The 24,958-nt window shown below is 37.1% G+C and carries 35 protein-coding genes; 4 read left to right on the top strand and 31 right to left on the bottom strand.

Features of this window, described 5'->3' with window-relative positions:
- Positions 1 to 48: 48 nt before the first annotated feature.
- Positions 49 to 432, top strand: coding sequence for a hypothetical protein (locus BUB03_RS03810; protein ID WP_048506342.1), 384 nt, complete (start codon positions 49 to 51; stop codon positions 430 to 432).
- Between the two features lie 274 nt (positions 433 to 706).
- Positions 707 to 1,750: an IS110 family RNA-guided transposase gene (locus BUB03_RS03805; RefSeq protein WP_048506343.1), complete on the top strand. Its 1,044-nt coding sequence runs from the start codon at positions 707 to 709 to the stop codon at positions 1,748 to 1,750.
- Positions 1,751 to 1,836: 86 nt separating this feature from the next.
- Here the strand turns inward: BUB03_RS03805 and arsB are convergent, their stop codons facing one another.
- The 30 genes from arsB to BUB03_RS03665 form a co-directional block, all read right to left on the bottom strand.
- A complete protein-coding gene (gene arsB, locus BUB03_RS03800) occupies positions 1,837 to 2,868 on the bottom strand; it encodes an ACR3 family arsenite efflux transporter (RefSeq protein ID WP_048506344.1) in 1,032 nt (343 codons plus the stop codon).
- A 6-nt stretch (positions 2,869 to 2,874) separates the two neighbouring features.
- Entirely contained in the window at positions 2,875 to 3,366 is a 492-nt protein-coding gene (locus BUB03_RS03795) for a GNAT family N-acetyltransferase (RefSeq protein ID WP_048506345.1), read from the bottom strand.
- Position 3,367: 1 nt separating this feature from the next.
- Positions 3,368 to 3,979, bottom strand: coding sequence for an arsenate-mycothiol transferase ArsC (locus BUB03_RS03790; protein ID WP_048506346.1), 612 nt, complete (start codon positions 3,977 to 3,979; stop codon positions 3,368 to 3,370).
- A 15-nt stretch (positions 3,980 to 3,994) separates the two neighbouring features.
- On the bottom strand, positions 3,995 to 4,768 hold the full coding sequence (locus BUB03_RS03785; RefSeq protein WP_048506347.1) for a metallophosphoesterase family protein: 774 nt from the start codon (positions 4,766 to 4,768) through the stop codon (positions 3,995 to 3,997).
- Between the two features lies 1 nt (position 4,769).
- Entirely contained in the window at positions 4,770 to 5,831 is a 1,062-nt protein-coding gene (locus BUB03_RS03780) for an ArsO family NAD(P)H-dependent flavin-containing monooxygenase (RefSeq protein WP_048506348.1), read from the bottom strand.
- 47 nt (positions 5,832 to 5,878) lie between these two features.
- Positions 5,879 to 6,352, bottom strand: coding sequence for a DUF6428 family protein (locus BUB03_RS03775; RefSeq protein ID WP_048506349.1), 474 nt, complete (start codon positions 6,350 to 6,352; stop codon positions 5,879 to 5,881).
- 56 nt (positions 6,353 to 6,408) lie between these two features.
- Positions 6,409 to 6,975 (bottom strand): hypothetical protein, encoded by a 567-nt coding sequence (locus BUB03_RS03770; RefSeq protein ID WP_048506350.1) that lies wholly within the window; start codon positions 6,973 to 6,975, stop codon positions 6,409 to 6,411.
- A gap of 4 nt (positions 6,976 to 6,979) precedes the next feature.
- Complete coding sequence (locus BUB03_RS03765) at positions 6,980 to 7,306, bottom strand: ArsR/SmtB family transcription factor (RefSeq protein WP_048506351.1); 327 nt, start codon at positions 7,304 to 7,306, stop codon at positions 6,980 to 6,982.
- 224 nt (positions 7,307 to 7,530) lie between these two features.
- On the bottom strand, positions 7,531 to 7,737 hold the full coding sequence (locus BUB03_RS22040; protein ID WP_073060390.1) for a GDCCVxC domain-containing (seleno)protein: 207 nt from the start codon (positions 7,735 to 7,737) through the stop codon (positions 7,531 to 7,533).
- A complete protein-coding gene (gene merTP / locus BUB03_RS03755) occupies positions 7,737 to 8,339 on the bottom strand; it encodes a mercuric transport protein MerTP (protein WP_048506352.1) in 603 nt (200 codons plus the stop codon). The genes BUB03_RS22040 and merTP overlap by 1 nt, the downstream gene beginning before the upstream one ends.
- Complete coding sequence (locus BUB03_RS03750; RefSeq protein ID WP_048506353.1) at positions 8,336 to 8,710, bottom strand: ArsR/SmtB family transcription factor; 375 nt, start codon at positions 8,708 to 8,710, stop codon at positions 8,336 to 8,338. Before BUB03_RS03750 ends, merTP begins: the two co-directional genes overlap by 4 nt.
- A gap of 226 nt (positions 8,711 to 8,936) precedes the next feature.
- Positions 8,937 to 9,734: a cation efflux transmembrane domain-containing protein gene (locus BUB03_RS03745; protein WP_073060387.1), complete on the bottom strand. Its 798-nt coding sequence runs from the start codon at positions 9,732 to 9,734 to the stop codon at positions 8,937 to 8,939.
- A gap of 3 nt (positions 9,735 to 9,737) precedes the next feature.
- Positions 9,738 to 11,912 carry a TonB-dependent receptor gene (locus BUB03_RS03740; RefSeq protein WP_048506355.1) on the bottom strand — a complete coding sequence of 725 codons (2,175 nt, stop codon included), beginning with the start codon at positions 11,910 to 11,912 and terminating at the stop codon, positions 9,738 to 9,740.
- 662 nt (positions 11,913 to 12,574) lie between these two features.
- Positions 12,575 to 13,384 carry a PRTRC system ThiF family protein gene (locus BUB03_RS03730; protein ID WP_048506357.1) on the bottom strand — a complete coding sequence of 270 codons (810 nt, stop codon included), beginning with the start codon at positions 13,382 to 13,384 and terminating at the stop codon, positions 12,575 to 12,577.
- Positions 13,381 to 14,115, bottom strand: coding sequence for a PRTRC system protein B (locus BUB03_RS03725; RefSeq protein ID WP_048506358.1), 735 nt, complete (start codon positions 14,113 to 14,115; stop codon positions 13,381 to 13,383). The genes BUB03_RS03730 and BUB03_RS03725 overlap by 4 nt, the downstream gene beginning before the upstream one ends.
- Positions 14,102 to 15,067, bottom strand: a complete 966-nt coding sequence (locus BUB03_RS03720) for a hypothetical protein (RefSeq protein WP_228417755.1) — start codon at positions 15,065 to 15,067, stop codon at positions 14,102 to 14,104. Before BUB03_RS03720 ends, BUB03_RS03725 begins: the two co-directional genes overlap by 14 nt.
- Before the next feature lie 35 nt (positions 15,068 to 15,102).
- Positions 15,103 to 15,279 (bottom strand): hypothetical protein, encoded by a 177-nt coding sequence (locus tag BUB03_RS22035; protein WP_228417754.1) that lies wholly within the window; start codon positions 15,277 to 15,279, stop codon positions 15,103 to 15,105.
- Between the two features lie 26 nt (positions 15,280 to 15,305).
- Positions 15,306 to 15,524, bottom strand: a complete 219-nt coding sequence (locus BUB03_RS03715) for a PRTRC system protein C (RefSeq protein ID WP_048506360.1) — start codon at positions 15,522 to 15,524, stop codon at positions 15,306 to 15,308.
- A gap of 18 nt (positions 15,525 to 15,542) precedes the next feature.
- The gene (locus BUB03_RS03710) at positions 15,543 to 16,103 is read right to left on the bottom strand and encodes a PRTRC system protein E (RefSeq protein ID WP_048506361.1); all 561 of its coding nucleotides are present in this window, start codon (positions 16,101 to 16,103) and stop codon (positions 15,543 to 15,545) included.
- Between the two features lie 29 nt (positions 16,104 to 16,132).
- Positions 16,133 to 16,510, bottom strand: coding sequence for a hypothetical protein (locus tag BUB03_RS03705; RefSeq protein WP_048506362.1), 378 nt, complete (start codon positions 16,508 to 16,510; stop codon positions 16,133 to 16,135).
- A gap of 3 nt (positions 16,511 to 16,513) precedes the next feature.
- The gene (locus BUB03_RS21640) at positions 16,514 to 16,768 is read right to left on the bottom strand and encodes a hypothetical protein (protein ID WP_074941775.1); all 255 of its coding nucleotides are present in this window, start codon (positions 16,766 to 16,768) and stop codon (positions 16,514 to 16,516) included.
- The gene (locus BUB03_RS03700; RefSeq protein ID WP_048506363.1) at positions 16,765 to 16,947 is read right to left on the bottom strand and encodes a hypothetical protein; all 183 of its coding nucleotides are present in this window, start codon (positions 16,945 to 16,947) and stop codon (positions 16,765 to 16,767) included. Before BUB03_RS03700 ends, BUB03_RS21640 begins: the two co-directional genes overlap by 4 nt.
- A gap of 26 nt (positions 16,948 to 16,973) precedes the next feature.
- Positions 16,974 to 17,342: a DUF1281 family ferredoxin-like fold protein gene (locus BUB03_RS03695; protein WP_048506364.1), complete on the bottom strand. Its 369-nt coding sequence runs from the start codon at positions 17,340 to 17,342 to the stop codon at positions 16,974 to 16,976.
- Between the two features lie 2 nt (positions 17,343 to 17,344).
- Complete coding sequence (locus BUB03_RS03690; protein ID WP_048506365.1) at positions 17,345 to 17,593, bottom strand: hypothetical protein; 249 nt, start codon at positions 17,591 to 17,593, stop codon at positions 17,345 to 17,347.
- 48 nt (positions 17,594 to 17,641) lie between these two features.
- Positions 17,642 to 18,061, bottom strand: a complete 420-nt coding sequence (locus BUB03_RS03685; RefSeq protein WP_048506366.1) for a hypothetical protein — start codon at positions 18,059 to 18,061, stop codon at positions 17,642 to 17,644.
- A 25-nt stretch (positions 18,062 to 18,086) separates the two neighbouring features.
- On the bottom strand, positions 18,087 to 18,503 hold the full coding sequence (locus BUB03_RS03680; RefSeq protein ID WP_048506367.1) for a hypothetical protein: 417 nt from the start codon (positions 18,501 to 18,503) through the stop codon (positions 18,087 to 18,089).
- 11 nt (positions 18,504 to 18,514) lie between these two features.
- On the bottom strand, positions 18,515 to 18,688 hold the full coding sequence (locus BUB03_RS21770) for a hypothetical protein (protein WP_164465222.1): 174 nt from the start codon (positions 18,686 to 18,688) through the stop codon (positions 18,515 to 18,517).
- Positions 18,689 to 18,737: 49 nt separating this feature from the next.
- Positions 18,738 to 19,274, bottom strand: coding sequence for an antirestriction protein ArdA (locus BUB03_RS03675; protein ID WP_103290207.1), 537 nt, complete (start codon positions 19,272 to 19,274; stop codon positions 18,738 to 18,740).
- Between the two features lie 27 nt (positions 19,275 to 19,301).
- Positions 19,302 to 19,574: a hypothetical protein gene (locus tag BUB03_RS03670; protein ID WP_048506369.1), complete on the bottom strand. Its 273-nt coding sequence runs from the start codon at positions 19,572 to 19,574 to the stop codon at positions 19,302 to 19,304.
- Positions 19,575 to 19,598: 24 nt separating this feature from the next.
- Positions 19,599 to 20,003, bottom strand: coding sequence for a single-stranded DNA-binding protein (locus BUB03_RS03665; protein ID WP_048506370.1), 405 nt, complete (start codon positions 20,001 to 20,003; stop codon positions 19,599 to 19,601).
- Positions 20,004 to 20,915: 912 nt separating this feature from the next.
- Here BUB03_RS03665 and BUB03_RS03655 point away from each other — a divergent pair.
- Both BUB03_RS03655 and BUB03_RS03645 read left to right on the top strand, forming a co-directional pair.
- Positions 20,916 to 22,520 carry a hypothetical protein gene (locus BUB03_RS03655; RefSeq protein ID WP_048506372.1) on the top strand — a complete coding sequence of 535 codons (1,605 nt, stop codon included), beginning with the start codon at positions 20,916 to 20,918 and terminating at the stop codon, positions 22,518 to 22,520.
- A gap of 689 nt (positions 22,521 to 23,209) precedes the next feature.
- Positions 23,210 to 23,491, top strand: coding sequence for a hypothetical protein (locus tag BUB03_RS03645; RefSeq protein ID WP_073060384.1), 282 nt, complete (start codon positions 23,210 to 23,212; stop codon positions 23,489 to 23,491).
- 219 nt (positions 23,492 to 23,710) lie between these two features.
- On the opposite strand, the gene BUB03_RS03640 is transcribed toward BUB03_RS03645, so the two are convergent.
- Positions 23,711 to 24,697 (bottom strand): aldo/keto reductase, encoded by a 987-nt coding sequence (locus tag BUB03_RS03640; RefSeq protein ID WP_048506375.1) that lies wholly within the window; start codon positions 24,695 to 24,697, stop codon positions 23,711 to 23,713.
- Between the last annotated feature and the right edge of the window lie 261 nt (positions 24,698 to 24,958).

The following is a 24,958-nucleotide window of genomic DNA, read 5'->3' as shown; positions in this document are numbered from 1 at the left end:
GCAAAAAAATAATCGTATATTAGATCATAACAATCAAGGACATCTATCATGAAAAGCATTGAATTTCATCAACCAGAATTTCTTTTTTGCGAAAAAAGCATTCAGGATTACGAGAATGACGGTGAGCTTGTGTCCCAGAAGGCGGACTCGTTACTGGACGGGTACTATATTGAAGATGAAAGAACCTGGGTCTATCACCTAAAAAGCGAATCACTGATCGAGTTCCTGTATATGAATGGACGGGAGCCCCAAAATTTTACATCAAGACATAAGGACTTTGTATATAAGACTGAAAATTACACGGGATTTTTTGTTATAAGTAACGCGAAGAATCTTGGACAGGACGAGGACATGGTACTTGATAGAGCCTGGGAATTTTTAAAGGCTAAATTCAATTGGGAAGATACCTACTTTGAACTCGAAATAGAATAATGGAAGAAATTAAAAGCTACATATTTTAATCAGCCGACGTTCTTTTGCTTCTCCTATGTTTGTATAATTATAATCTAAGTGAAGAAGAGTGAGAGTAGATTTTGCTTTAAATAGCCATACGGTATATTCGGGAAAAGAAACTACCTCCTCTTCTTTACCTTTTAGAATCTGAACAGAATGTAAGGAATGCACTCATTATCAAGAGTCGTATAGCCAGTATATCCACTCAGGAGAAAAGATGACGAAAGGTTTTCACTTATCTAAAACAAATAAGATGAAGGTATTATTAAAACAAACGGTAGGCATTGATGTGGCACAAAACGAATTGGTGGTATCACTTGGCCGAATGGATGAGCATCTCAGTATAGAAGTTTATGCTTATAAAGTATTTGCAAATACCAAAAAAGGTTATTCAGCTCTTGTATCGTGGGTCAATAAGCAGACATCGACCTCAACAGAGATACGGTATGTAATGGAAGCGACAGGTGTTTACCATGAATCCCTGGCATACTATCTATACAATGTTAAAAAACAAGTCAGTATCGTTTTACCGAATAAGATCAGCAATTATTCGAGAACACTAGACATAAAAACGATAACGGACAAGAGTGCATCACAAGCCATTGCGAGATTTGGTTTGGAAAGACAATTGGAAGTTTGGGAACCTCCTTTAAAAATATACAATGATTTGAAGCAACTTTGTCGAGAGCGTGAACAGTTGATACAGGAGCGTACAATGTTAAAAAATCAACTGCATGCTGACCATACTTCTGAAACTTCAAATGCCAGTTCAGTGAAGAGAACAAAAAAGAGAATATCCATAATAGATCTGCAGGAAAAAGAAATACGTGAAGAAATAGCTGTACTTATCAAAGGAGATCACGTTTTAGCGGATAAGATGACAATAGTATCTTCTATTCCGGGAATAGGAAGCCTAACAGCTGTAACAATTATAGCCGAAACAAATGGCTTTGAGTTGATAAAAAATAAACGACAGTTAGTCAGCTATGCAGGATTGGATGTAAAAGAAAAGACGTCTGGAACTTCAGTGAAATCGAAACCCCGAATCTCCAAGCGGGGTAATCGCTATTTAAGGAAGGTAATGCATTTTCCTGCTCTAGCTGCAATCAGAACCGACGGAAGGTTCAGAGAGATTTTTTTAAGATTAGTTTCAAAGCATGGAATTAAAATGAAAGCTGTTGTGGCCATTCAAAGAAAACTATTAGAGTTGACTTTTATTTTATGGAAAAATAATTCATATTATGATCCGCAATTTGTAGATTATTCCATAAAATTAAAAAGAGGGAGGTCGATTTAAAACTTATCAGTTCCAAATCGACCTCCCTATAATTTATTTAAAAGGTTTTAGATTATACTACTACCCCTGAATTTTATTGCATTATCTTAAGAATAGTATTTTTTCTTCAGCCACAGACTTGCTCTGACCAGTAGTATGAGTACAGGAACTTCCACTAAAGGTCCAATGACACCAACAAAAGCTTGTGGAGAATTAATACCAAATACAGCAATCGCAACCGCTATGGCCAGCTCAAAATTATTCCCTGTCGCTGTAAAGGCAATAGATGCATTTTTGTCGTAAGGTACTTTTAAGGATTTGTTTACAAAGAAACTAACGAAGAACATTAGGATAAAATAGATTATCAATGGTATGGCAACTTTGATTACGTCCATTGGAAGCTCTACGATTTTTTCACCTTTCAAGCTGAACATTAAAACAATCGTGAATAACAAAGCATACAATGTAATCGGGGAAATTCTTGGAACAAATTTTCTATTATACCATTCGATCCCTTTTGACTTTACTAGAATGTATCTGCTTAAGAATCCGGCTAGAAAAGGAATACCAAGATAAATAAGTACACTTTCTGTAACATCTTTCATGGATACGCTGACATTGAAATTAGCAAGACCTAATTTACCAGGCAGAACATTGATAAATAACCAGACAAAAAAACTGTAGGTAAATACCTGAAAGATACTGTTTAAAGCTACCAGAAGAGCAGCATATTCTCTATTTCCTTTTGCTAAATCATTCCATACGATGACCATAGCGATACATCTTGCTAATCCGATAAGGATTAATCCTATCATATAGTCTGGCTCATTTCTCAAAAATAAAATGGCTAGAACAAACATTAAAATTGGTCCTATAACCCAATTTAGCAATAGTGAAATACTAATTACCTTTTTATCCTTAAAGGCAGTCGGTAAAAGGGAATAGTCCACTTTAGCTAGTGGAGGGTACATCATTAAGATCAATCCAATTGCTAATGGGATATTGGTTGTACCCATGGATAAGGAATCTGTTACCTTTGAAATACCAGGGAATAAGAAACCTAAGCCCACGCCGATGGCCATAGCAAGAAATATCCATAAGGTTAGGTATCTATCAAGAAATTTTAATTTTGGTTGCATACTATTTTAATTTAATCCTATTGTTTTACTTCTTCTTTCCATGATTACTGTGTCACGCCAGGTATCTCCAAGCTTTCCGATTTTTTCACGGTGACCTATTATTCTAAATCCCGTACTCTTATGAAGAGCTATTGGAGCTTCATTTTCTGGAAACATTCCACTTTGTAATGTCCAAATTCCATGGATCTCACTTTCCGTTATCAATTTTGTCATCAGGGCTTTTCCTATTCCTTTTCCTTTGTGGTCATTGGAAATGTAAATGCTCACTTCAGCCACTCCGCCATATACACAGCGATCACTAACCGCAGATAACGCTGCCCATCCCACTATGATATTGTCAATGACAGCAGCAAAACGGCTATGCTCTAATTTACTTTTGTCCCAATCTTCCCAATTGGGAACTGAGGTTTCAAAAGTCGCATTTCCAGTTTCAAGGCCCTGTCTATAGATTTCAGCAATTTCCCTAAACTGTTCTTTACCAAATGAAATTATATCCATATTATTTCTTTAATTGTGAAAAGACATAAAGCATTTCTGATGCTATCTGTAAACTTCTTTCTGCGTAGACCTGAGTTTGTTCCGGGGTATTGTCAGAAGCTTTGGGATCATCGTATTTTATTGGAAATCTATCCTCTGCTCCAAACACAATCGGACAGCCTTCATCCGCATTATTACAGGTCATAATTGCTCCGAATTCATTTTTTGGATTAAAGTCATTGTTATATTCTTTGGAGAAACAGATTACAGCAGCTTCATTTTGTGCGTACTTTACTGCATAGACAGGGTTTTCGTTCTCGCTAAGTTTTTGGATCTGAAAACCTTGGTTACTTAACGTTTCTGCTACTTTCGGAAACATCGCTGTTGCCTCAGTGCCACCTGAATAGCAATATACGTTCTTAACGTCAAAATGATAAGCCATAGTCTGCGCCCAGATCTGCGATAAATGACTTCTTCTACTGTTATGGGTACAGATGAAATTTAAACGGATCGTCTGGTCAGTTTCTATTTTCCTCTGCACATAATCAACTAAAGGTTGCAAAACTATTTTTCGTTCTTCTGATATCGTACCAGCTGAGAGTGCTTCGATATTTTTTACAAGTGTTTGGTTCATTTCTAAATTCTAAAATTAATAGCCTCTTCTTAAATTTTCTGCATATTCATTAGGTAGTGGGCTGTTTTCAACTGCTTGTGCCGCTTTTTCAATATCATAATCAAATCGAATAAATTCAACTTTGATACTGTCTTTATTAAGCACAGAACTATTGTCATTGATCGTTAACATAACATAGCCTCCCCGCACATCATTATCTTTTGGTTTTCCAACAGAACCGATATTAACTGCATGGCGATAATGCGGAAGATCCTCAGTACCTGAATTTAAAATGCGATGATATGGCTTATGGGTATGTCCAAAACACATAATATCCGCATCCGCTTGCTCCATGATCCTGAGCATGCTTTTTTCCTCCCGGTCTTCAAACAGATATTCATTGATTTTTCTTGGGCTGCCATGTACTAATAGAAGATTTAATTTGTCTTCATTAAGCTGGAACTCAACTTTGATGTGTGCAGGAAGTGTTCGCAGATAGGAGCGTTCATCGTCCATCATAATGGAGTTTGTAAAAGAAATGGAAATGTTACCATTGTCTTTTTCACCGTCAGTTTTATAGGCACAACCACATTCGTTGCTCATACGCCCAATGCCAAAATCATAATTTCCGGCAATGGTTGGTATTTTCCTCTTCCGGATCTCATTGACCACCTCGTTGGGCCAAATATTGTAACCTACAAGATCTCCTAAACAGTAAATACTATCCGGATCACGGAATTCGACATCTTTAAAGAAAGCTTCCAGTGCCGGTAAATTTGCGTGAATATCACTGAATAATGCAATTTTCATTTTAGTTTTGTTGGTTTAAAAATTCTTCGATTTCAGCAATGGTCTGTTTTGCTATTCTGTTTACCCCTATTAATGTTGCAGAGGCGTAACCAGTCCAGTTGCCATATCCTACAAGCCATAGTCCGGTCACTTCTAAGGACTTGCTTTCTGTAGTTTTTGCAATGCCCTTTTCATCCGTTTCTATAAGTGATTTAAGATAAGAGGTATTGTAACCGAAACCTGTGCACCAAATAATAGCATCAAATTCCTCTTTTTCACCATTATACCAGATTACCCCTTTATCGTATAGCTGATGGAATGTACCACTTGATACAAATACGCCTCTTTGTTTAGCCTCCTTAACGGTTGGAACCATTACGATATTACCTAAATTGTATTGCGATGAATCAAACGGTTTTCCTTCTTTTTCCGCCTTGTATCGGGCAGAGGCAACAGTGAATAAATAATAACCATCTACATCATCAGGTAAAAATTCAGGCTCCTTTTTGGTTGACCATTTTACAGTGGTAACTTTTGAAAGCTCTGCAACAATCTGTGCGCCTGAATTACCTTCGCCTACTACTAATGTTTTCAGTCCGATAAATTTTTCAGGGTTCTTATATTTTCCCGAATGTATCTGTAAACCTTTATAATCTTCTATTCCATCAATCGTTGGAATAAATGGATTCTCCCAAGTTCCGGTTGCTGAAATAACTGTTTTGGTTTTAAAAATCCCTTGAAGAGTATGAACGTAAAATAAACCTTCATTTTTTTTAATTTCAGTAACTTCAGTACTCCTTTGAACATTCAGTTGATAATGGTCTTCATACTTGCCCAAGTAATCAATTACTTCTTGTCTTAGCGGAAACTGATGTTCAGATTTAGGCATTAGCCAACCCGGTAATGAACTGTATTCTCTGGGAGAAAAAAGAGTCAGACTATCCCAGGTATGGAGCCATGCACCACCTGGAACAGCCTGTTTATCCAGTATAATATATTTCAGTTTTGCTCGTCTCAGATAATATCCACAAGCTAAGGCACTCTGTCCCCCTCCAATAACAATAACATCAAAAATTTCTTCCATCGGATTTTAATACTGTTTAGAAGTTATATATTACATTCTTCGGATAGTTAGCAACAACCACCTCCGGGTGTACATGTATTGCTCTGATTTACCGTTAACTCAGAAAGGTTTTTCTTTTGCTTTTCTGATGGAATACCACAAGCGTCCTGGGCAAGGCATGCTGTTGTTTTGCTTTTCAACACAAATGTTTTTCCGTTAAACTCCAGATCATATTTACCGATGGTATCACTTTGATATTCAACTTCGATCTCCGAATCTTCGATTCCTAATTTCTCCTCAGAAAGTCTGATAATGTTTAACAACTTACCTGGTTTTAAACGATGTTCATAATCATCCGCATTCCAAAGCTGAAAGTTTACAGCTTTTTCGTCACGGATTACACCACCACAGTCAATGAACTTTTTATTGATCTGACCAACTTCTGTAACATGGAAATGTTCAGGTACAAATGTTCCATTTTCTAACTGAAATTCAACATTTTCTAATGTTGGAAGAATTTCTTTGATTTCTGATAATTTCATTGTTTTAATATTTTATAGTTATAATGCAATATTGCGATATTTGTTGACAAATTTTTTTAACAGCATTTGAGCTGTATCTTTTTAAAGTAATAATTGAATTTCGGACTATAAACCATAATATGCAAAAGGCTTATGATAATTGCACCCGGTAAAAGATTCAATGCTATGATCTTGAAAGTTTGATAGTTTTCTATCTGCTGAAAATTTTCAGTTAAACTGATGCCATCAGCATTTATATTTATTTTAATCACTAAAAAAACAGCGATAGCCGCGAAGTGGAAACCATTTACCAAAAGGTGAACAATATATTCCCATCTTGGCAACCCTCCCATAAATGCTCTACTATCTTTTTCAACATAGGCATCGACCAACAAGGTGATAATATCAACTGCAATCAAAATGCAGCCTAATAAAAACAAATTGTTGTTTTCAATATTGATGAATAGAGAGATTAAAATACCCGTAAATAATAAGGCTCTTATTGTATGTGTAAGATGTTCAAAACGACTTTCTTCATGTTGATAGAGGCGATATTTATATAGGTGTAAGAATACACCATCAAATACTGCCAGTAGTGAATAGCTGATCAATAATATCGATGATATAATGAAAGCAATTTCCATTTTCTTAACAACATTTTTGGTTAGTTACCGTAAAGATTATTTTTGAAAAATACTCTTTCAATATGTCAAAAGTATTTTCGTCAATACAATAACAAACTGAATTACCTTCAATGCTTCCTTTTATCAATCCTGCGTTTTTCAGTTCTTTTAAATGTTGTGATACAGTTGGCTGTGCTAACGGTAATTCATTCACAATGTCTCCAGTTATACAAGTATTGACCTTCAACAAATACTCGATAATAGCAATTCTAGCAGGATGTCCCAAGGCTTTAGCAATAACCGCTATCTGGTTCTGGCTTTCAGTAAAATGCTCTGTTTTTGTAGCTCCCATGTCATAATTATTATATTGCAATATTACGATATTATTTTTGATATAAAAAGATAATGATGATATTTTTTTATATGTTACCGCAAACCTTAAATATAAAAAAAGGGATAATTTAAATTGTTTCTTTGAAGTTTAAGTGAAAGAGGCTGCGTTTGTCATTATAATTTACTCCTTGTTTTTATCCAAGAATTTGTAATTGTATCTAGGTTTAAATAAATACCCAGAGATTAACAGCATTTTTTATTTTCTTGAATTGGCGGACACTTTACAGAGCCGAAACTACAATATACGCAACAATCACCCTTGAGAGGTTTTAAAACTCTCTTGCACTTTTCACATTCGTAAAAATATTGGCAGGCGTTTGTTGGCATTGTTTCCTCTTTCTTGTAACCACAGTCTGGACAAGTTATTATTGTTTGTAACTTTATTTCCATTACGATATAGTTTTACTATTTATTGCTTTATATCCTGTTGAATTGATAGCATTTTCAATTTCCGTGATACTTGTTTGTTTACTGTCGAACTTAACAATAGCGTTGCCCTTTTCATAAGATACTACAACTTCGACAATTCCTTTTAGTCGGTTGATCTCTGTTTTAATATGTTGTTCACACCCAGAACAAGTCATTCCTTTAATAGCAAACTCAACTTTCTGAATCTTGGAAGTCTGAGTTATAATAGTTTTACTTTTAGTCTGGGAAAAAAATATGTGAGAATAAATTGGAAACGATAAAAGTAAACCCGCAAAGACGGTAACAATTCCTAAAAATGAACTTGTCTGCATAAAATTTGGTTTTTCAGTTACTTCACAATTACAATCTATTTTCCTTAGCGGTTTCAATTTTTGATACCATGCAAAGCCAAGCACTAAAATTGTTAAACCGATAAAATATGGACGGAAAGGTTCAAGCCAGGAAAAAGTTGAAGCAAGACCACTTGTTCCAGCTATAAGCGCCAAAACAGGTGTTATACAACACAGAGAAGCTGCAATAGCTGTTAAAAGTCCAGTACCGATAAGTTTTTTATCCGTTTTCATATTGTTTCTAAAACTTTATTATCAACTAGTATTTTAAAAAATGGATCCAGCAATTTTTCGTACTCTTTTGTCAATGAGTAAAAAATGGTTTGTGCTTCTCTTTCTGTTATGATTAGCTTTCGGTCTTTAAGCTTTCGTAAATGCTGGGAAACTGCTGAAATTGTCATATCTAGTATATCGCTTAAATCACATACACAAAGTCGTTTTTCTTCATGTAGAAGAAACAAGATTTTCAGCCTTACATTATTTCCCGCTAATTCAAGTCCACTTGATAAATAATCAAAAGGGTCTTGGAGTTCTAAAACTCGATTTTTACAGCGATTGATCTGTCTAATATCCGCCCGTTGTCTTATGCACGAATTATTTTCCATCTTGCAAATATAGCTAAATTTATTATTTAAGCAAGTGCTTAAATAATGATTGAAATGTTTTAAGAATTGTTCGGATTATAATACAGAATCTATTGCTCAGAAAAAGATACAGTGGATACCTACCTTCTTTACATTCCGATTTTTTTGAACTTTTTAAGAGATATTTTTTTCTAATGGATAAAAGTAAAAAAGCCGAATAGATTAGTATTCGGCTTTTTATAAGATATTATTTTGCTAGTTTCATAATAGAAAATGCGCCACGTATTACAATTGCGAAGACTACCGTTCCAACTATCAGGTCTGGTATTCGGGAAGAAGTAACATATACCAAAATTCCTGCAAGGATAACACCTATATTTATAATAACATAGTTTGAGGTAAAAAGCTGGCTGGCTTTAATATGAGCATCATCACTGTTTGTACGACGGAGAATGATCAATGAAGCAGCATTACCCATTAAAGCTAAAAGGGATATCGTAATCATTGTTGAAAACACAGGTGTTTCTCCATATCCCATAAATCTGCGTATGACTTCGAAAAATCCTAAAACAGCCAAAATAAGCTGTAAATATCCGCTTACCTTTGCAATATTCTTTTTTCGCATAATTGATCCACCCACTGCCCATAGGCTAAGTCCATAAACAAGTGCATCGGCCAGCATATCTAAGCTATCGGCTACCAGTCCCATTGAATTTGAAATAAAACCTGTAATGATTTCCAGACCAAAGAAAAAGGCATTGATCAGTAGAACAAGCCACAATAATTTTCGCTCTTTGCGCTCATCTTTTTGAACTGGATTATGATCAAGTGAATCGACGGAACCGATATAACTGTCCTTGAGATTCAGTTCACTGATAGCCGCCTTGATCTGTTCCATGTTATCCAGATGGTATACTTCCAATTTCCTGGCTGCCAGATTAAAATCCAATCTGGATATGCCTGTAATCTCACTAAGTTTCATACGGATCATCTGTTCCTCGGCAGAGCAGTCCATTCGCTTAATTTCGAAAGTCGACTTCTTCATCGCTTAGAATTTAAGCTTTATGCCAACATTAATTACAAACCCATCAACAGGCGCATATATATCCTGGAAAACAGGGTTTGTAATAGGTCCTGAATAAATCGGTCCGAATTTGGTCTGACGGGTATTTGTATAGTTCTCAAAATTCGCAAAGATTGAAAAACGTTCCCAAATTCTTTCTGCCATCAATCCCGCTGTCCAATAACCTTTACCGGTACTTCCATCATTTAACTGTTGTGGACTGAAATAATAAGCCTCAGCACCCACTTTCCACTTTTCTTCGATTTCATACATCAGCACATTATTGAGCCTGTGTTTGGAAACAAGCGGATAAATTTTTGAAGTACCATCCGTATGCTGATTAACATTGGCATAGGTATATCCCACAAATAGTTTAAAATCCCCGTATGTAAGCTTGACATTTGTTTCCATCCCTTTGGTATCAAAATTTCCGGAAGGCTGGACATACTGATACATGTTACCTGTTGTAGAGGTTAGCAGAACCGGATTGTTGATACGGGTATAGAAAAACATATGATTGATACTGAAACGTACCTGACCATCAAACAATGCTGTTTTGTAATTGATATCATAATTCGCACCATAAGAGCGCTCGGCTTTTGTATCATCCAAATTCAAAGGCAAAACTCCTCTAAACTGGATACGTTCAGCGTCTTCGGTAAATACAGTTGGTGCTTTATAGCCAAGACCACCACCCAATCGTGTTGAAAAATGTTCATTGATCTTCCATAAAGTAGATATTCTAGGAAGAAAAAAGAACCCGAAGCGGTTATGATAATCACCTCTAATACCTGATTCGATGGTAATTTTATCTGAGGTATTCCATGTATTCTGAACAAATCCGCCAACAGTTGTGTAATTATAATCTCTTACAGGAGTTCCAGCTACTTGCTTCTCCGTAAATTTATCGGTCAAAAAATTTGCACCAAGCACCCAGTCAGTCTTTTCGCCATTAAGGGAATAGTTTGCTTCCGTATACGTAGACAATTGATCACCAGAAAATTGATAAGCAGGCAAGCCAATGGTACGGTCATAGTAACTGACACTGTTTTTTATCACAAATTTAGCCCTGTCATTTATTCTACGATCCAATTCTAACTGAGTACTGTAACGTCCGGTTTTATTTTCCTCAAAGTAGGAATGATCTGTACTCCCATTGCCTTTGATATATTCCATATCTCCACCAATTCGTTTTTCGGAAGTTGCATTGATTCCAGCCATTAATGTGGTATTCTCATTGAAATAGAAAAATACTTTGGGATTCAACGTAAAACGGTCAAATTTAGGAATAGCCGTAAGTCCAATATCAGCAGGATCATAGGCAGTCCCATGATTATATGCCGCATATATTGTTGTTCCTATACCATTAAACTTTTGGGCATAAAAGCCACTGGCGTCAAGTCCCAGGGCAGAGGTTCCATTGAGCAGAAAATTAAGCTGTCTTTGCTCGGTTGGTTTTTTTGAAACGAGGTTTACCAAGCCTGCAATTGCTCCGCCACCATACAGTGTGGAAGATGATCCTTTTATCACCTCAACCTGCTGAAGATCCAAAGGTGCTACCTGTAATAGACCCAGACCACCTGAAAACCCGGAATATAATGGAAAACCATCACGGATAACCTGCGTATATTTACCATCGAGTCCTTGGATACGTATGGCAGAGTTTCCACTGGTTGCTGAGGTCTGCTGCGTCTGGATTCCAGTACTTTCAGCAAGCAACATTCTGATATCTCCGGGTTTCATATTGCCTTTTTCTTCCAGTTCTTCGCCGCCGATAAATTCAATCCGAGTTGGGATATTTTGAATGCTTCTCGTACTTCTTGTTGATGTAATTACCACACTCTCTAATTCCTCTGAGTTTTCTTTAAGAAGAATTTCTATTATGCCGTTCTCTTTTAATGGGAATTTTATTATTTCAGTAAACTCTTCGAAGCCTAAGTAACTAAAGTGTATTTCCTGTAATCCATCGGGGATATTTGACAATGTAATCTGTCCTTTTTCATCAGATATTGCACCATTTGAAGTGCCTTTTATAGAAGCTGTTACCCCAACAAGAACTTCTTTTGTTTCGTTATTTTTAACAACGGCTTTTAATGTGTTTTGTGCATATACACAAAGGTTTATTGCCATAAAAAACGACAATATGAGCATTTTCTTCATTATAAAATGATATTTAATGTGATTGTATAAACTTAACGATGCAAAGACATCGTTATTAATTAATTTGTGCTGAAAGCACTACACATTAAGCATATTTCGGGGGATGCCAAACTGAATATCGGAAGTCGGAAATAGCAGCAATAGTTGTTACCATTATCTTTTTTTCAGGTTGCTTCACGAAACCCGATATTGAAAAATGAAATGAGTTTACAACAAAACCTGCACAAGTTTTACAATTAAAAAATGGTGAACAACAATTTTTATTGCAATTATCGTCATTTTGTTGACTATTTGAAGTTTCAAAAGGTTCATCCATACAACTATCTTCTACAAGGCAAGGTGCTATAGATAACAGCAAAATCATTATAGCCGATATGTAAGACAGATACTTCATTCTGCAAAAATATGAAAATTTATATTCACTTTTTTAAGTGTTCTAATAACAATTTAATTAAACTTTTTACAAACTGATAAAAGAATATTTTAAAAAAAAATTGAAAAATAACACAGAATCTTTTCTTTGGTCGCCCATACGACAAGAAAAGAAGATATGCCTAGTGCCCGGAGTAGGGCGAAAATCAATGGGCATATCCTAAAGCGGCTATTTCGCTTTACGCAAAAAGACTTTTCCTGCTAAGGAAATGTCTTTTTGCCCGATGTGATCAGTCTATCAATATCGGGCTAGTCCTGAAATCTTCAAGATTATGGAATAATCCCCTGTACTTAGTCATTCCGAACCTGAATAAACTCCACAGTAACTTGCATCCCATCTGCGCTAAGGAAGCGTTAATAAAGAGGTCTTGCTGTTCAAGTGCTTCTGCAAGGGAACAGCTTGGCGTATTGTCGTCCCGTTCTGACTGCATCAGCAGTTCGCCATATTCTTGGGTCACAAATGGCAGGTTGTTCACAGGAATATATTTTTCAGATTCCGGTTGTACGATGTTACCCACTGTGGAAAGGATAACCTGCCCTGTATGTTTACTATTGCCATAATCCAACCAATATTTGGGCGAATCCCGAACATGGTTACGCTGCCCGTTAACCGATGTGAGTATTTCGGCAACTCCAAATCTTGCCTGTACCGTATCGACACAGGTAATCGTAATTGTCGCATTAGATTGTTTGGGCATTTTTCCAAACTTATCCTTTTCAAATTTGACCGTCTCGGCTTTCCAGTTAGCCCCCGTGCAACGGTTAATACGGTTAATAAGAGCCACGGACTTCGGCAATCCGACCTCACAGTCAAAAAAACGCTGTCTCCCCAAATTTGCGGATGTGACAATATCATCATCCCATAGCCTGACCTGCAGACCAGTATGTCCTAGTGCCAATAGGCTTTCATTGATTTCCATCAATCCAGTCAGTACCTTTGAGCCTGTTCCGCCTGCTCCCACCAAATTGACAGTGATCGGGTTTGTCGGGGCTAACAGGTAGTTATCTGTAAAATGCATTTTTGTTTTCTCCTGATTCATAGCAATATATTTTTAAGGGTTAATTTATGGGGCATTAGCACCTCTATTGGAAAAATCGTTCCCTGTTTTATCAGCCTTTTCCATAGTGTCACGGAATTTTCTTTGCTCTGTCCTCCTGTAACAAGGGCATGGCTAAAATAACTGTGGAAGAAATAGTGTTCCCATGCTTTCATAAAATCCTCTACCGAAGTCGTATTTTTAATGTCTATTTTTATTGTTCCCAAACATACTTTTCCGTCAGCGTATATATTGAAAAAAGGGCAATGGTAAAGCTGTGACTTTAAAGTTGGTCTTCTATTGTTTTTAAGCGCAAATACCGTGAGACTGGATTTGCTAGCCTTCCACAGCATAGGCGGAACATAGGCTTTGCCGTTTGGAATCCCTAGACTTTCGACAAAAAACAGTTCTCTTTGCTGTGCTTTGGTATGCCAGATCACTGTTCCTTTTTCGGTGTTCGGGTCAAGGCTCAAAACATTGCTCGGAAGGACAGATTTAGGTTTTAAAAATGCGCTTTCTTTTTCGTGTTCGAGCATTAGCGTTTTCGCCAGAATATCGGCTTCCATCACTGTCAGGGGATGGGCGTTTATCGGGTTTCCGTTACCGTCCATATCAAAATGTTCTACATATACATCAGGGTCAAGTCCCTGTGATTCATAAAGCACCAATGCACATTTGGGATAATAAAGCTTATTGTCAAAATCCTGCGTAATGTCTATGTTATTGTTTTTCATCGCTCAATTGTCTATAATCGTAAATTAAATCAGTAAGGTCATGCAATAGTTCAAAGAGCCTTTCCTCAAATGCAAGGTCTTTAGTTTCATTTTTCTGTCCGTCAAAACATTGGATCAGGGCAGGTTCCTGCGTTTCACTGTATTCCTGAAACTGGTTATTGACGGATTCAAATACGGTTTCTGCGAGCCAACCTTTATTATCGGCATAGAAAGAAATATATTTTTCCATCGGAATGATCTGATCTTCCAAATATTCTTCATCCTCATCGAACATACTACTGGCATTGCGAAAAATACTGGCATCGGGATATTCACGGTAAATTGCCAGTGTTTTTTGTGCCAAGATCAAACAATTGGTATCAAAATCATCTTTGGCATCGAAATGGGCAATCCGCTGATCGAAAAAAGTGAGGTTCTCACGGTTGTAAATTTTCTGTTCAATTTTATCTCCCACCCATTCCGCAATCTCGATTTCGCTTACACGGTTGTCTTCTTCGTCTTCGTAGGGATCATCCATTATCCAGTCTTTCAATATTTCATACTCATAATATAAATAGCTTCCCTCCTGTCTGTAATAGGGTATATCAGCAATGTGATAGAGATAGGAAAACACGGATAATAAAAGATGCGCTGTTTTTTTCCGTTTTTTGTCATTAAGCATTCTGAAAAGCGGGATAACAGGAATGTAAAAGAGTGTCGCCCCTGTATCACAGCGTTCTTCGGAAACCACATAAAATTTATCATTTTCTTTTTTGAACCGCAAACTGTGAAAGTTCAGCACGTTCTTTTTTAGTTTCCCCTTTATGTCGGAAATTGCAAGATTGATATTGTAGGGAAATTTATAATTATCGGACTTGGCAAACGGTTCGATTTTGTAGTGTTCTGCCAGTCTTGAAAGTGACCTGAAAAAGTCACTTTCAAGTTTTGCAGAGGTTTCATTTACCTGATTCATTTCTGTTTGCCTGAACTTAGGTAGAAATGTGCAGTTTAGTAAACCATTGGCAACATGGCAATCGGTACGGATTTCCTTCTGTCCCTGAAAATTTCCTGTGCATCTTTTGGTTTTTCCATCCATCGGGCGAACTCCGCAATCCTGCGGTGCAGGTTGGTTTCTCTTTCTTTGTCGGGAATTTTTATTGTTCCCGATATGATCTGTTTTCGCATTGTTCATTGTTTTAATTCTTTAATAATTAACCCTTCGTACCCATCACACTTTCAAAAGTGTATACGACAGAATCATCCTTAATTACTGGCGCAGAAACCTTTGAAGTCGTCAAAATGGGATAAGTATTCGCATAAAAATTCATCACTGCATCCACGCCCCAACGTGGTTCGGGGTCGTCAAGGATTATTTTCAATCCCTTGTCCATGAGAACAAACACTCTCGCTAATTCAACGCTCAATAACATATTCTTTCAATTTTATTGTTAAACATTCACTTCTGCCAATGGCTCTTCATTTTGGTTCTGTGGTGAGGCAAAAAGATCACCTGCAAAGTGGGACTGATACAAATTTTGCTTCTGACCTATTGTTTCGGCATGGTCGGGATATTCGGAAGCCTTTGGTAACGCAGTCCATGCTTCTTTGAATTTTCCCTCTTTTTCAAGTGCTTCGGCTTTCGCCATTGCATCGTTGTACTTTTTAATCTTCACATCCTTTTCCTTTTTCGCCTTGTCCGCTTTTTCTTTCTCCATAGCGGACTGTTTTTTTGCTTCCTCCATCTGCTTCATAAAAGCTTCCATATTGGACATAAGCCCCGAAGCGGATTCAATCGGTTTTTTGATATGTGAGAAAAATTCAGCGTCCAGTTCTTCTGCCGTTCCTTTGAGATTAAGTGGGGGGATTATATACTTTGCTTTATCTCCACATCCGTCATTCTGCACCAAAATAGAGACAACTATTTTATCTTCTGTTGCTTTGGCAATCGTAAGCGTTACTTTGCTCTGCAAGTCCATTTTTGCTATCTGTTTAAAAAAATTCGCTTCCATAATATTGTTGTTTGTGAATATTGATTTATTTATAATTGCCCGTATGGGGAAATGATTTCAGTCGGGTTATTGAGTTTAAATCTATCTATGAGAAGATTTGCAATTTCGTCCTCGGAATAACCCAGTTTTTTTAATCGCTTTTTATACCTTGCGAACCGTATAGCTTCCTCGTCCTTTCCTTTGAGGTCAAGTAAATGTGTTTTCCAGTTATAGATCGCATATAAAATACTTGAATAAGTCATGCAGGCGTATTGTTGTGCTTTTTCAGGGTCATTGTAGCTAAAACCGACTTCTATATATTTTGAAATAATTGTCAAATATTTATGTGATCGGCTTTTTCCGAACTTTCTTTCCATCATCAAAAATTCATTGAAAAGAAAGTCCATAAATTGATTGTCCTTGTCCATGATTTACCGTGTGTAATTGTGTTTAGCATCTGAAATATTATCATCTTTGAGAAGCGGTCTATTTCCCTTTCCGTCACGGTCATAATTTATCTTGTAGCCGTTGCTCTGCACGATGCCTTCCAAAAGATTCCTTGCTCCTGTGGCATCCCAATCGTCTGTTGCCGTCATGTTCAGGCAATGCAAGCGTTCAAAATCCTTAACCATTCGGGCTATGATCGAAAGTGCCCGATATTCTGTTTTATCTGCTAGATTGCTCATGATATTTTTGATTTTAGTTCCAAAAGTTTGTTGTAAACGTCAGTCCAGTATTTTTGCCTTACTTTATCGTAGGGTACAGGCGGAACATGGTGCATATCCTTAAATAGTTCCGCCTGCTGAATCGCTTTATCAAGATCGGTCACTGTTATTTCCAGACCGTTTAAATCCGTTATTTTCATTTTTAATTAATTATAGTTCAACCAGATTAGAATCTGCCAAAATCCATTGGGTCTAAACAGATAGTTTTGAGAATACCGTTAGCATAGGTTGCCATGCCATATAGACAATTGCTTATTTCCTGATAGCCCAGTGTAAAATCAACATTATAATGCTTTGCTATCCGCACCACAGCTTGTATGTTGGGTGTCCATCTCGTTTCATATTCCACCATACCGTCATGGTTATAGCTTATATAGCAGAAAAAATGATCTTCCGTACCGCCTAGAAAATCAGGCAGTTTTTCAAAATCTATCTGCTGTCCCATTTGTGCTATTGTGTTAAATAGGACTGTTATCTGCTCGATAGCTCCGGGAGTTCCCACGAAGACAAGCGTGTTATTACACCAATTTGCCATGATTACAAGAATTTTTTAAGGTTTTGGGCTTCCTTCCAATTTTCTATTGCGAGGGGAAACCATTTTGCCGCCATCGTACAAAGAATGGCATGATAAATAATCTTCGCAGTTCTATAACTGTCCTGTGGTTCATCTTCAAAATCCAGTGCGCCACTGTTCACAGCCTTAAAGAAAAGTTCTTCAATTTCTTTTAGGGGTGGGTTTATGGTCATCAATGCTTTGAAATTTTCCGTTAATTCTGCCTGTGTCATTTTGCTTGTATTTACAGGTGACTTTTCACAGTCACCTGTGGTTAAACTTTAATCTTCCGTATTTTCTGTAAATTCTATGGATACTATTTCTTTATCTCCGAACAGTAGTTCTATTGCCAGTTTCAGGCTATGGTGGGGATTTTCACACCCGACAAAGCGCACAAGGCAGTGCATCATAAAAATTGAATTGTGTCCCCAAAAAAGATGTTCGGAAAATATTTTCGGGCTTCTGTGAAGCTGAACATTGAGCCTTTCCAATAGCTTTTCAATTTCTGCGATCAGGCTATACCAATAATTCGCTGTTATCAGGCATTGGGGTGGCCAAGCCAGTTTAATATCTTCCTGCTTTTCCCGAAAATGGGTTATCTCCTTTTGAACAAAGCTGATAAGGTCTTTTAAATCTTTAGGGAATAATCGGGCTAGTACATAAGCCTTTTCTATATTGTTCATTTCGTCCAATGGTTTCATTTTGATAAATTTTGATGTGTAAAATTCAGTTCTGCGACCTGCGGTAAGTGCTTCGGTCAATGAAAGGTTCAATTCTGTATGCAACCCTTTTATTGACAAGATTTGCGTATTCAGTGGCTTTTTTCCTTGTTCGGAAAACCGCACCGTCTACTTTCCAAGTCACCTTATAATGCCTGATTGTAGAAGGCGATCTAAATGCGTAATAGTCTATCCATTTAAGTTCCTCGTCCCTGAACACCTTGACAGGATGGATATACAGCCCCTTTCCGTCAACATTCGGGTAATAGGTAGATGCCAATAATTTCTTCTCCCTGTCGAAGATTTCAAAGCGTACAAAATCTTTGTCGTGCAGGATGATCCTGAATAATTCATCTACATTGAAATGTGCGTTCAGTAGCACATTTTCGTCGTACTTTTTGTATGTTATTACGCCAATATTCATAGCGGTAAATTTTAAATGATTGATTTCTGACCGATTTTTTTAATCCTGATTATTGCCCCTATTGGACATCTTTCACAGGCCATTACCTGCTGAATTGCTCCCTGCTCTCCGCTGAGTGAGGTCACTTTGACCTTGAAAAAACCTGTATCATGTTTCAATGTTATTTTGAATGTTTCCAGTACCATTTTTTTAGATTTATAGGCGACTGCTTTCACAGTCGCCTGTGGTTAAACTTTAGTTATAGAATACGTGTCCGTCCTGGCTCCAATAGCTTCCGCAGAAAAGATCCCTTGCGTAGGCTTCATAATCAAAATACTCTTTCGCAAAATCGCTGAGATCTGAACGACCTTCTACCAGTTCCCGTGCAAAATCCTCCTCACTGTCGTAATGGGCTACATAATCATCTTTAAAATCACTGATAAGCTCGTCAATGTCACTTTTGGAAAAGTCTTTGTGATCATTGTCACACCAGATTAAAAATGCTTCAAGATCGTTATCGTCAAGATTTCCGAGGGCTTCCAGTACTTCAAAAGTGTTTTCACATAACCATGATTCGCCTATTAAGCCTTTGGGTATATGTTCGTAATCCTGAAACATAAACTCTGGGTCTTCCTCGTCACTGTGCAACTCGGCGCAGGCATCGTAAAACTCGCCCCTATCTGCATAATCGGACAGTTTTAGCCATTTTCCGAAAATTGACCCATCGTTATATTTAGCGTATGTTCCTACGTAAATACTAGCCTGTGTTATATCTATTTGAATTGTTGACATGATGTTAAATTTTTGAAGGTTTAAAAATTAGTTTGCACTTGCGACAAGCTGTTTTAATTTGGCTTTTACCGCCCTTGCAACCTCTCCGCGCCAAGTTGTCGCATTTGCAAGGAAATAATTGATTATCGAGCTTGCGGAATCTTCGTAATAGCTTTCATTTACGCTACTGAGTGAGTGCATTGCATCCAAATAAGGCACAGCCCCGAAATAGACGTTTTTCCAGTCTTTTCTAACCAATAGGGCAATCTGTGCTATATTATCGGGTATCTGTACCCCTGTATTTTGGGCTGATTTTTTCATGATGAATTTTAGATTTGCGTTGTTTTAAAATGGTAGATCATCGTCATTGTCCCCCGCAAATACGGATGTAGAGTTGCCAGTTTTTACAGTTTCCTTTTTTACTGTTTCTCCCCCCTGTTTTCCATCCCCACCGTGAAAAACTATGTCTGTTACGTGAAAATTCAGTCCTGCCTTTAGGTTGCCTTCTTTGTCTATCCACGCTCTAGGGCTGACCCTTCCCGAAAGTTCTACAATAGTGCCTTTAGTCAGGTATGGGGCAATGTTTGGAGTTCTCCAGTAGGCACAGTCAAAAAAAGTTGGCTGACTGATTTTTTCGCCTTCTTTGTTTCGGAAGGTGTGCCTAATCGCTACGCCAAAATTTACTACCTCTTTGCCGTTTGAAGTTGTTCTAACTTCTGCTGTTCTTGTGATTTTTGCGGTGATGTTCATAACGTTTTGTTTTATTGTTTTACATTGCTTGTTATGTTCTTCCAGTCCTTCCGAGGCTCGGCCCCGATATTATTTTCAAAAGAAAAAAAGGAAAAAAAGAAAGCAGACAAACAGATCATACAACTGCGTAGACCAAGAGAAAAAATGATTTAATGGGGGGGGCCTTTGGGGGGAAACCGTTCATTCACTTTTTTCTCTTGGTGGGATGTGGGTCGGATGGATGAACTAACTTGGCTGCCTTTTTATCCTTTTCTTTGAAAATGATATTCATTGAATTTCTATGCATAAAAAAATCCGGATATTTAGTTGTCCGGACATCAGAGATTTGAAAGGCAGATGTTGGGAACTGTTTTGGGATCTGACTTACAATTTTCTGATCATGGGAAGCCAAAAGCTCTTTTATGGGACGGAAAGAAGCTGGGAGGTAAATGTGCTTTGGCGTGCGCGATGGGAAACATACAATAATGCGAGAGCGATTGAAGTGGATAGCCCACAGCTCAGCGAGGACTTGGAACAAAAAGCGCGGTCTCAATTTGACACGCCCCGATACGAAAAAGATCACGACAAGTCAGATCTTCCCCTTATGCCTTCTGTCCCTATAATCTCAAAAAATTTAATTGGATCTTAAATGCGTTGTAAGTCGGCAAAATACAGCTATCACCATTGTATCTAACCCACTACACTTGAATTACATTTTTTAATCTAAACAAAACATGACAAATCGATTACTTTTAAAATCAAAAAAGAATTGAAAAACACCTTTTAATTTATTTCTTTTGAATACAAATAAACATGTCTCAATCATATTAAAAAATCAAAATATTTCGGGACAATTTGTTTTGTTAACCGTCTTAGATATAATCTTATGATGGACGAAAAATAAGCAGTTTAAATAACAATTATTAGATGTAGATGAAAAGAATTTATTATCTGAGCATGCTCCTGACCCTATTTGTGGGATTTCAGAGCTGCAAAAAAGATCATGTCAGTAGTTTAGAAAACAGCAATCAACAGGTTCTTTCGCTGAAAGCAGCATTTGAAAAACAGCATAGCGACAGTGGCCTTCCGGCGGACAGAAAAAATTTCAGCAAGAATTTCAATACGCAGATCCTATGGGACAGCGTGACTTTCAAAACGGCAGATACGGCAATTGTGAGGGTAAAATTGTTAAGTGATGTGAAAATATTCACGAACGATTCGATACCTGTCGACTTAAGCAACAACCTGATTTTAAAGGCGACTAAAAACCAAAAAAGAGAATGGGATTTTGTAAAAGTTATCTATCTGCCTGAATATGGGAAAGATATACCTAACGGGTTTACAGGACGTATTATTTCTGAAGGATATTTTGATAACAACTTTACCGTTACTAAATACTATGGAGGAAAGGCATATTTTTCTACATTTAATGCGGATAATAGCTGGCTTAAAGATAGGTCAGCACCTAAGCTGAAAGCAGGCGGACTACCCGGTGATCCAAGATGTCAGCCAGAGGAAGAAGAAGATCAGAGAACTGTTGAAGGTTATGTTGAAGGGCAACTCAATACCGTATGGACTTTTCCCAAGACAAAATTACCCCATGCTGCATGTTCCGATGATCCTATCCCAACAGGTACTGGCGGTGGTGGAGCTCCAGGTGCCCCAAGTGACAATTTCCCTAAACCAAATGTGGATGAACTGAAAAATCAGCTGAAAAACAAACCTTTTGCTTTAATCCCAAATATCGACTGTGCAATAATCAAGAAGTGGTTAGCAATGGCTAAATTCGCTATTGACCAATCGACGAAAGATAAAATTCGGAAATTTGATGTAGCATATTTCGGAAGTCCTGTTTCTCACGCACTTGATATAAATGATGCATTCAGTCCGTTGGTCAATATGGATTATTTCCCTATTAATATCGATAAAATGCCGACTATTAATGGAAAAACTGCAACCCCTGAGCAGTTTCAGGAACATATCCGCAAAAATATCAATAATTTTGTTGACACGTATTATTCGAAATTTTCACCATATGACAAATGGGGAGTTGCTGACCAAAATTTATGGAACTCCAGTAATCCAAAAAACGCTGTTATTACAATTGATATTTTAGGCCCTGATAACGGTTCTGTTATTGTGAGTAAGTATAATAGTGGAGGCTGGACTTTCACAACAATTTTTGAACCCCAATATAAGGGGCATCCAGTGTCCGGTAACCGGGATTTTGGTTTTGTAAAAAATGCGAATGGCTCCTATACGTTTTATACACGTGGCGTGGATAGATTATCCTATATCGACGGCAGCAATTTCCAAGCAGTTGCAAACTTTTTTGGCGTACCGAATGCAGGGCCATTCGGTAAAGCGGATGCATTATGGAATTCTTATCAAAAAATGGTTTCAGATTTCGTGAACAAAAACGGAGGAAAAGCAGCACCGGGAAAGCAAGAAATCCATCGTCCAGACTGGAATACGGTTAAAGATGTAATTGACGGTAAAAAGCCTTTAAGTACACTGAGTAGCGATTGTAAGGATTAATCATTAATTTTAAATATGAAAGCATTAAAAGTTTTATATGCCCTGTCATTTATGGTGTGCTTATTACAGCTCGTGCTCTGGCTTTTTACCCCGTTCATGGGAGTAGGTGCAATCTGGCATATGGTAACCGGCAGCGGTTTTTATTCAGACGCATACCCCGAAAGAATTTCTGAAATATCAGAAAAGTTGGGCATGACGGTTACGACATTTAAAATGGTAAATCAAATAGTATCAATCATCTACTTTATCACCTTGATAATACCGGTTTTGTCCATTTTCTTTTTAAAAAAATTCAGCAAACGTTCAATTTATATAACTGTTAATTGTCTTTTTGTTCTGAATATTCTGATCTTATTCAGTCTGTGGTTGCAAAAATTCCTGTAATTGTAATAAAAGCATCATTAGACAGGATTTGTTGATCGAACCGAGAGGAAAAAATAGAAAGCTATCCCAAAACAGGATAGCTTTCGTTATTATTGGACAACTATTTATATTTTTAGAGAAGATCGTTTTCATGTTAAACCCAAAATTTGAAATAACTTTAGCTTTTTATACGGCAATTTGAAACGATATCTGAATTAGAAACCGTAAATTGTATGTAAAGTTCCATTAGGAGTAATTATCATTTTAAAAGTAAGGTTAGGTGGTGTTACTTCATTGAATTTAAATCTGTCCAAACTGTCGTAATTATGAAAAAGATAATGTTTGACAATAGCCATCTTTATGCTGGTTCAATAGGAAAAATATTGTTTCCTGTCTCTTCCCGCAGCGCATATCTTGAAATAGATATTGAATTTACTGATGGAATCATAGCAAAAGGTGATATGGAAGTTCTGAATGACAAAGAACTGATCCTGAATGTCTACGAATATGTTACAGCTTCTGGAACCAAAATGAGTAAAAAATCCTGGTTCCTTAAAAAACTGGAAGAAAATATATGGAAAGTAGACAAAAAATATTCGGAATATTAACCATTTTCATTTATATTTTAGTTGGGGATAATAATGACAACCCAAAACTGCTCTACTGATATACTTTTTGACTTGAAAAAGAAAGCACCGAGAGAGAATTCGGTGCTTAGCTATATTTGATCATCTTCTAAGGAGGAAGATAACACTAAAATAAAATTTAATTCTGATATTCCGTTTGAAAAAGAAAAAATTAAATAACCATTTCTCTAGGCTAATAAATTAGGACGGAATTATTGATTTAAGTGTTTCAGGATAACGGTCGCCTTTAATAGCACCCATTGAAAAAGTGCTGTCCAAAAACAGAAGCTCTTCATTGGTAAATTTTATTTCAAGTGCTTTCAGGTTATCCGACACTCTCTCAGGACATCCCATTCCGATGATAGGTATAATATCATTTCCCTGATTGAGCAACCATGCAACTGCTATCTGGCTGGGGCTATATCCTTTTTGGGCACTAAAGTCTTTTAGAAAGTCAATGATTTCCAGATTTGCCGTAAGATTTTCGCTGTTGAATCTAGGCAGGGTGCTTCTGTAATCAGATTTAGAAAACGGGCCATTAATATCGCCTGTAAGGAGACCATAATAGAGAACTGAATAGGGTATCACTGAAATTTCCAAAGACCTTGCCATAGGTAAAATTTCATGCTCAATGAATCTGGTAGCCAGTGAATATTCAATTTCAAGTGCGGAAACCGGATATATTTCATTCGCAATCTTAAGCTGCCGGGCATTTACCTCTGACATACCAAGGTATCGGACTTTTCCTTCTTTAATAAGGTCTGCAATTGCTCCTACGGTATCCTCTAACGGAACATTGGGGTCTATGCGTGCGGGCTGGTAGAGATCAATGACCTCAACACCCAATCTGGTCAGGGAATAGTTGCAAAAATTCTTGATCGAAGATGGAGTACAGTCAAGACCGAGATAATCTCCTGTCGGAGATCTTCTGAGTCCAGTTTTTACACTGAGAAAAACTTTGTCTCTCTTTCCTTTTATGGCTTTTCCGATCTGCATTTCATTTAAGCCCATACTGTAAAAATCAGCGGTATTTATGAAATTAATGCCCTTTTCTATTGCTGTTTCTAACACTTTAATTATTCTTGAACTTTCCGTGGAATCAATATCCCTATTTGGTGTCATACTGCGTGTACCAATGGATACTGCAGAAACTTTTGGCCCATTTTTTCCCAAAGATCTATACTGCATCGAAATATAGGTTTAGAGGTAAATTAATTGTTATAGCGATATAAGCTTACTAAAATTAAAAATAATTTGCAGTAAAATAGAATAGCAAGCAGTGTTTTTTTGACCTAAATATTATAGAAATGCCTAAACAAATGATTTCTGTATTTGTTTTATTTAAACGCGCTCCATTAATACTATTAGTAACGTTTGGCTGGGTATTTTGCCCAGCCTCTATTTAATCTCTTCTGTTAATACATACAAATTCTATATCGCACAGTTATT

This window comes from Chryseobacterium oranimense (genome assembly GCF_900129755.1).
GTDB classification, from domain to species: domain Bacteria; phylum Bacteroidota; class Bacteroidia; order Flavobacteriales; family Weeksellaceae; genus Chryseobacterium; species Chryseobacterium oranimense.
Note: the sequence above shows the minus strand (reverse complement) of the source record. Positions and strands in the feature narration are given on the sequence as shown.

What these genes read in the sequence shown, in the direction of transcription:
- BUB03_RS03810 (WP_048506342.1), top strand. Translation starts at nt 49, where the DNA reads ATGAAAAGCATTGAATTTCATCAACCAGAATTTCTTTTTTGCGAAAAA.
- BUB03_RS03670 (WP_048506369.1), bottom strand. Translation starts at nt 19,574, where the DNA reads ATGAAAAAATCAGCCCAAAATACAGGGGTACAGATACCCGATAATATA.
- BUB03_RS03695 (WP_048506364.1), bottom strand. Translation starts at nt 17,342, where the DNA reads ATGGCAAATTGGTGTAATAACACGCTTGTCTTCGTGGGAACTCCCGGA.
- BUB03_RS03775 (WP_048506349.1), bottom strand. Translation starts at nt 6,352, where the DNA reads ATGAAATTATCAGAAATCAAAGAAATTCTTCCAACATTAGAAAATGTT.
- BUB03_RS03745 (WP_073060387.1), bottom strand. Translation starts at nt 9,734, where the DNA reads ATGAAGAAGTCGACTTTCGAAATTAAGCGAATGGACTGCTCTGCCGAG.
- BUB03_RS21770 (WP_164465222.1), bottom strand. Translation starts at nt 18,688, where the DNA reads ATGGTACTGGAAACATTCAAAATAACATTGAAACATGATACAGGTTTT.
- BUB03_RS03765 (WP_048506351.1), bottom strand. Translation starts at nt 7,306, where the DNA reads ATGGGAGCTACAAAAACAGAGCATTTTACTGAAAGCCAGAACCAGATA.
- BUB03_RS22040 (WP_073060390.1), bottom strand. Translation starts at nt 7,737, where the DNA reads ATGGAAATAAAGTTACAAACAATAATAACTTGTCCAGACTGTGGTTAC.
- BUB03_RS03710 (WP_048506361.1), bottom strand. Translation starts at nt 16,103, where the DNA reads ATGGAAGCGAATTTTTTTAAACAGATAGCAAAAATGGACTTGCAGAGC.
- BUB03_RS03770 (WP_048506350.1), bottom strand. Translation starts at nt 6,975, where the DNA reads ATGGAAATTGCTTTCATTATATCATCGATATTATTGATCAGCTATTCA.
- BUB03_RS03685 (WP_048506366.1), bottom strand. Translation starts at nt 18,061, where the DNA reads ATGAAACCATTGGACGAAATGAACAATATAGAAAAGGCTTATGTACTA.
- merTP (WP_048506352.1), bottom strand. Translation starts at nt 8,339, where the DNA reads ATGAAAACGGATAAAAAACTTATCGGTACTGGACTTTTAACAGCTATT.
- BUB03_RS22035 (WP_228417754.1), bottom strand. Translation starts at nt 15,279, where the DNA reads ATGCGAAAACAGATCATATCGGGAACAATAAAAATTCCCGACAAAGAA.
- BUB03_RS03700 (WP_048506363.1), bottom strand. Translation starts at nt 16,947, where the DNA reads ATGAAAATAACGGATTTAAACGGTCTGGAAATAACAGTGACCGATCTT.
- BUB03_RS03655 (WP_048506372.1), top strand. Translation starts at nt 20,916, where the DNA reads ATGAAAAGAATTTATTATCTGAGCATGCTCCTGACCCTATTTGTGGGA.
- BUB03_RS03645 (WP_073060384.1), top strand. Translation starts at nt 23,210, where the DNA reads ATGAAAAAGATAATGTTTGACAATAGCCATCTTTATGCTGGTTCAATA.
- BUB03_RS03750 (WP_048506353.1), bottom strand. Translation starts at nt 8,710, where the DNA reads ATGGAAAATAATTCGTGCATAAGACAACGGGCGGATATTAGACAGATC.
- BUB03_RS03730 (WP_048506357.1), bottom strand. Translation starts at nt 13,384, where the DNA reads ATGAATCAGGAGAAAACAAAAATGCATTTTACAGATAACTACCTGTTA.
- BUB03_RS03675 (WP_103290207.1), bottom strand. Translation starts at nt 19,274, where the DNA reads ATGTCAACAATTCAAATAGATATAACACAGGCTAGTATTTACGTAGGA.
- BUB03_RS03795 (WP_048506345.1), bottom strand. Translation starts at nt 3,366, where the DNA reads ATGGATATAATTTCATTTGGTAAAGAACAGTTTAGGGAAATTGCTGAA.
- BUB03_RS03725 (WP_048506358.1), bottom strand. Translation starts at nt 14,115, where the DNA reads ATGAAAAACAATAACATAGACATTACGCAGGATTTTGACAATAAGCTT.
- BUB03_RS03720 (WP_228417755.1), bottom strand. Translation starts at nt 15,067, where the DNA reads ATGAATCAGGTAAATGAAACCTCTGCAAAACTTGAAAGTGACTTTTTC.
- BUB03_RS21640 (WP_074941775.1), bottom strand. Translation starts at nt 16,768, where the DNA reads ATGAGCAATCTAGCAGATAAAACAGAATATCGGGCACTTTCGATCATA.
- BUB03_RS03680 (WP_048506367.1), bottom strand. Translation starts at nt 18,503, where the DNA reads ATGAATATTGGCGTAATAACATACAAAAAGTACGACGAAAATGTGCTA.
- BUB03_RS03705 (WP_048506362.1), bottom strand. Translation starts at nt 16,510, where the DNA reads ATGGACAAGGACAATCAATTTATGGACTTTCTTTTCAATGAATTTTTG.
- BUB03_RS03740 (WP_048506355.1), bottom strand. Translation starts at nt 11,912, where the DNA reads ATGAAGAAAATGCTCATATTGTCGTTTTTTATGGCAATAAACCTTTGT.
- arsB (WP_048506344.1), bottom strand. Translation starts at nt 2,868, where the DNA reads ATGCAACCAAAATTAAAATTTCTTGATAGATACCTAACCTTATGGATA.
- BUB03_RS03715 (WP_048506360.1), bottom strand. Translation starts at nt 15,524, where the DNA reads ATGTTATTGAGCGTTGAATTAGCGAGAGTGTTTGTTCTCATGGACAAG.
- BUB03_RS03785 (WP_048506347.1), bottom strand. Translation starts at nt 4,768, where the DNA reads ATGAAAATTGCATTATTCAGTGATATTCACGCAAATTTACCGGCACTG.
- BUB03_RS03780 (WP_048506348.1), bottom strand. Translation starts at nt 5,831, where the DNA reads ATGGAAGAAATTTTTGATGTTATTGTTATTGGAGGGGGACAGAGTGCC.
- BUB03_RS03665 (WP_048506370.1), bottom strand. Translation starts at nt 20,003, where the DNA reads ATGAACATCACCGCAAAAATCACAAGAACAGCAGAAGTTAGAACAACT.
- BUB03_RS03790 (WP_048506346.1), bottom strand. Translation starts at nt 3,979, where the DNA reads ATGAACCAAACACTTGTAAAAAATATCGAAGCACTCTCAGCTGGTACG.
- BUB03_RS03640 (WP_048506375.1), bottom strand. Translation starts at nt 24,697, where the DNA reads ATGCAGTATAGATCTTTGGGAAAAAATGGGCCAAAAGTTTCTGCAGTA.
- BUB03_RS03690 (WP_048506365.1), bottom strand. Translation starts at nt 17,593, where the DNA reads ATGACACAGGCAGAATTAACGGAAAATTTCAAAGCATTGATGACCATA.
- BUB03_RS03805 (WP_048506343.1), top strand. Translation starts at nt 707, where the DNA reads ATGAAGGTATTATTAAAACAAACGGTAGGCATTGATGTGGCACAAAAC.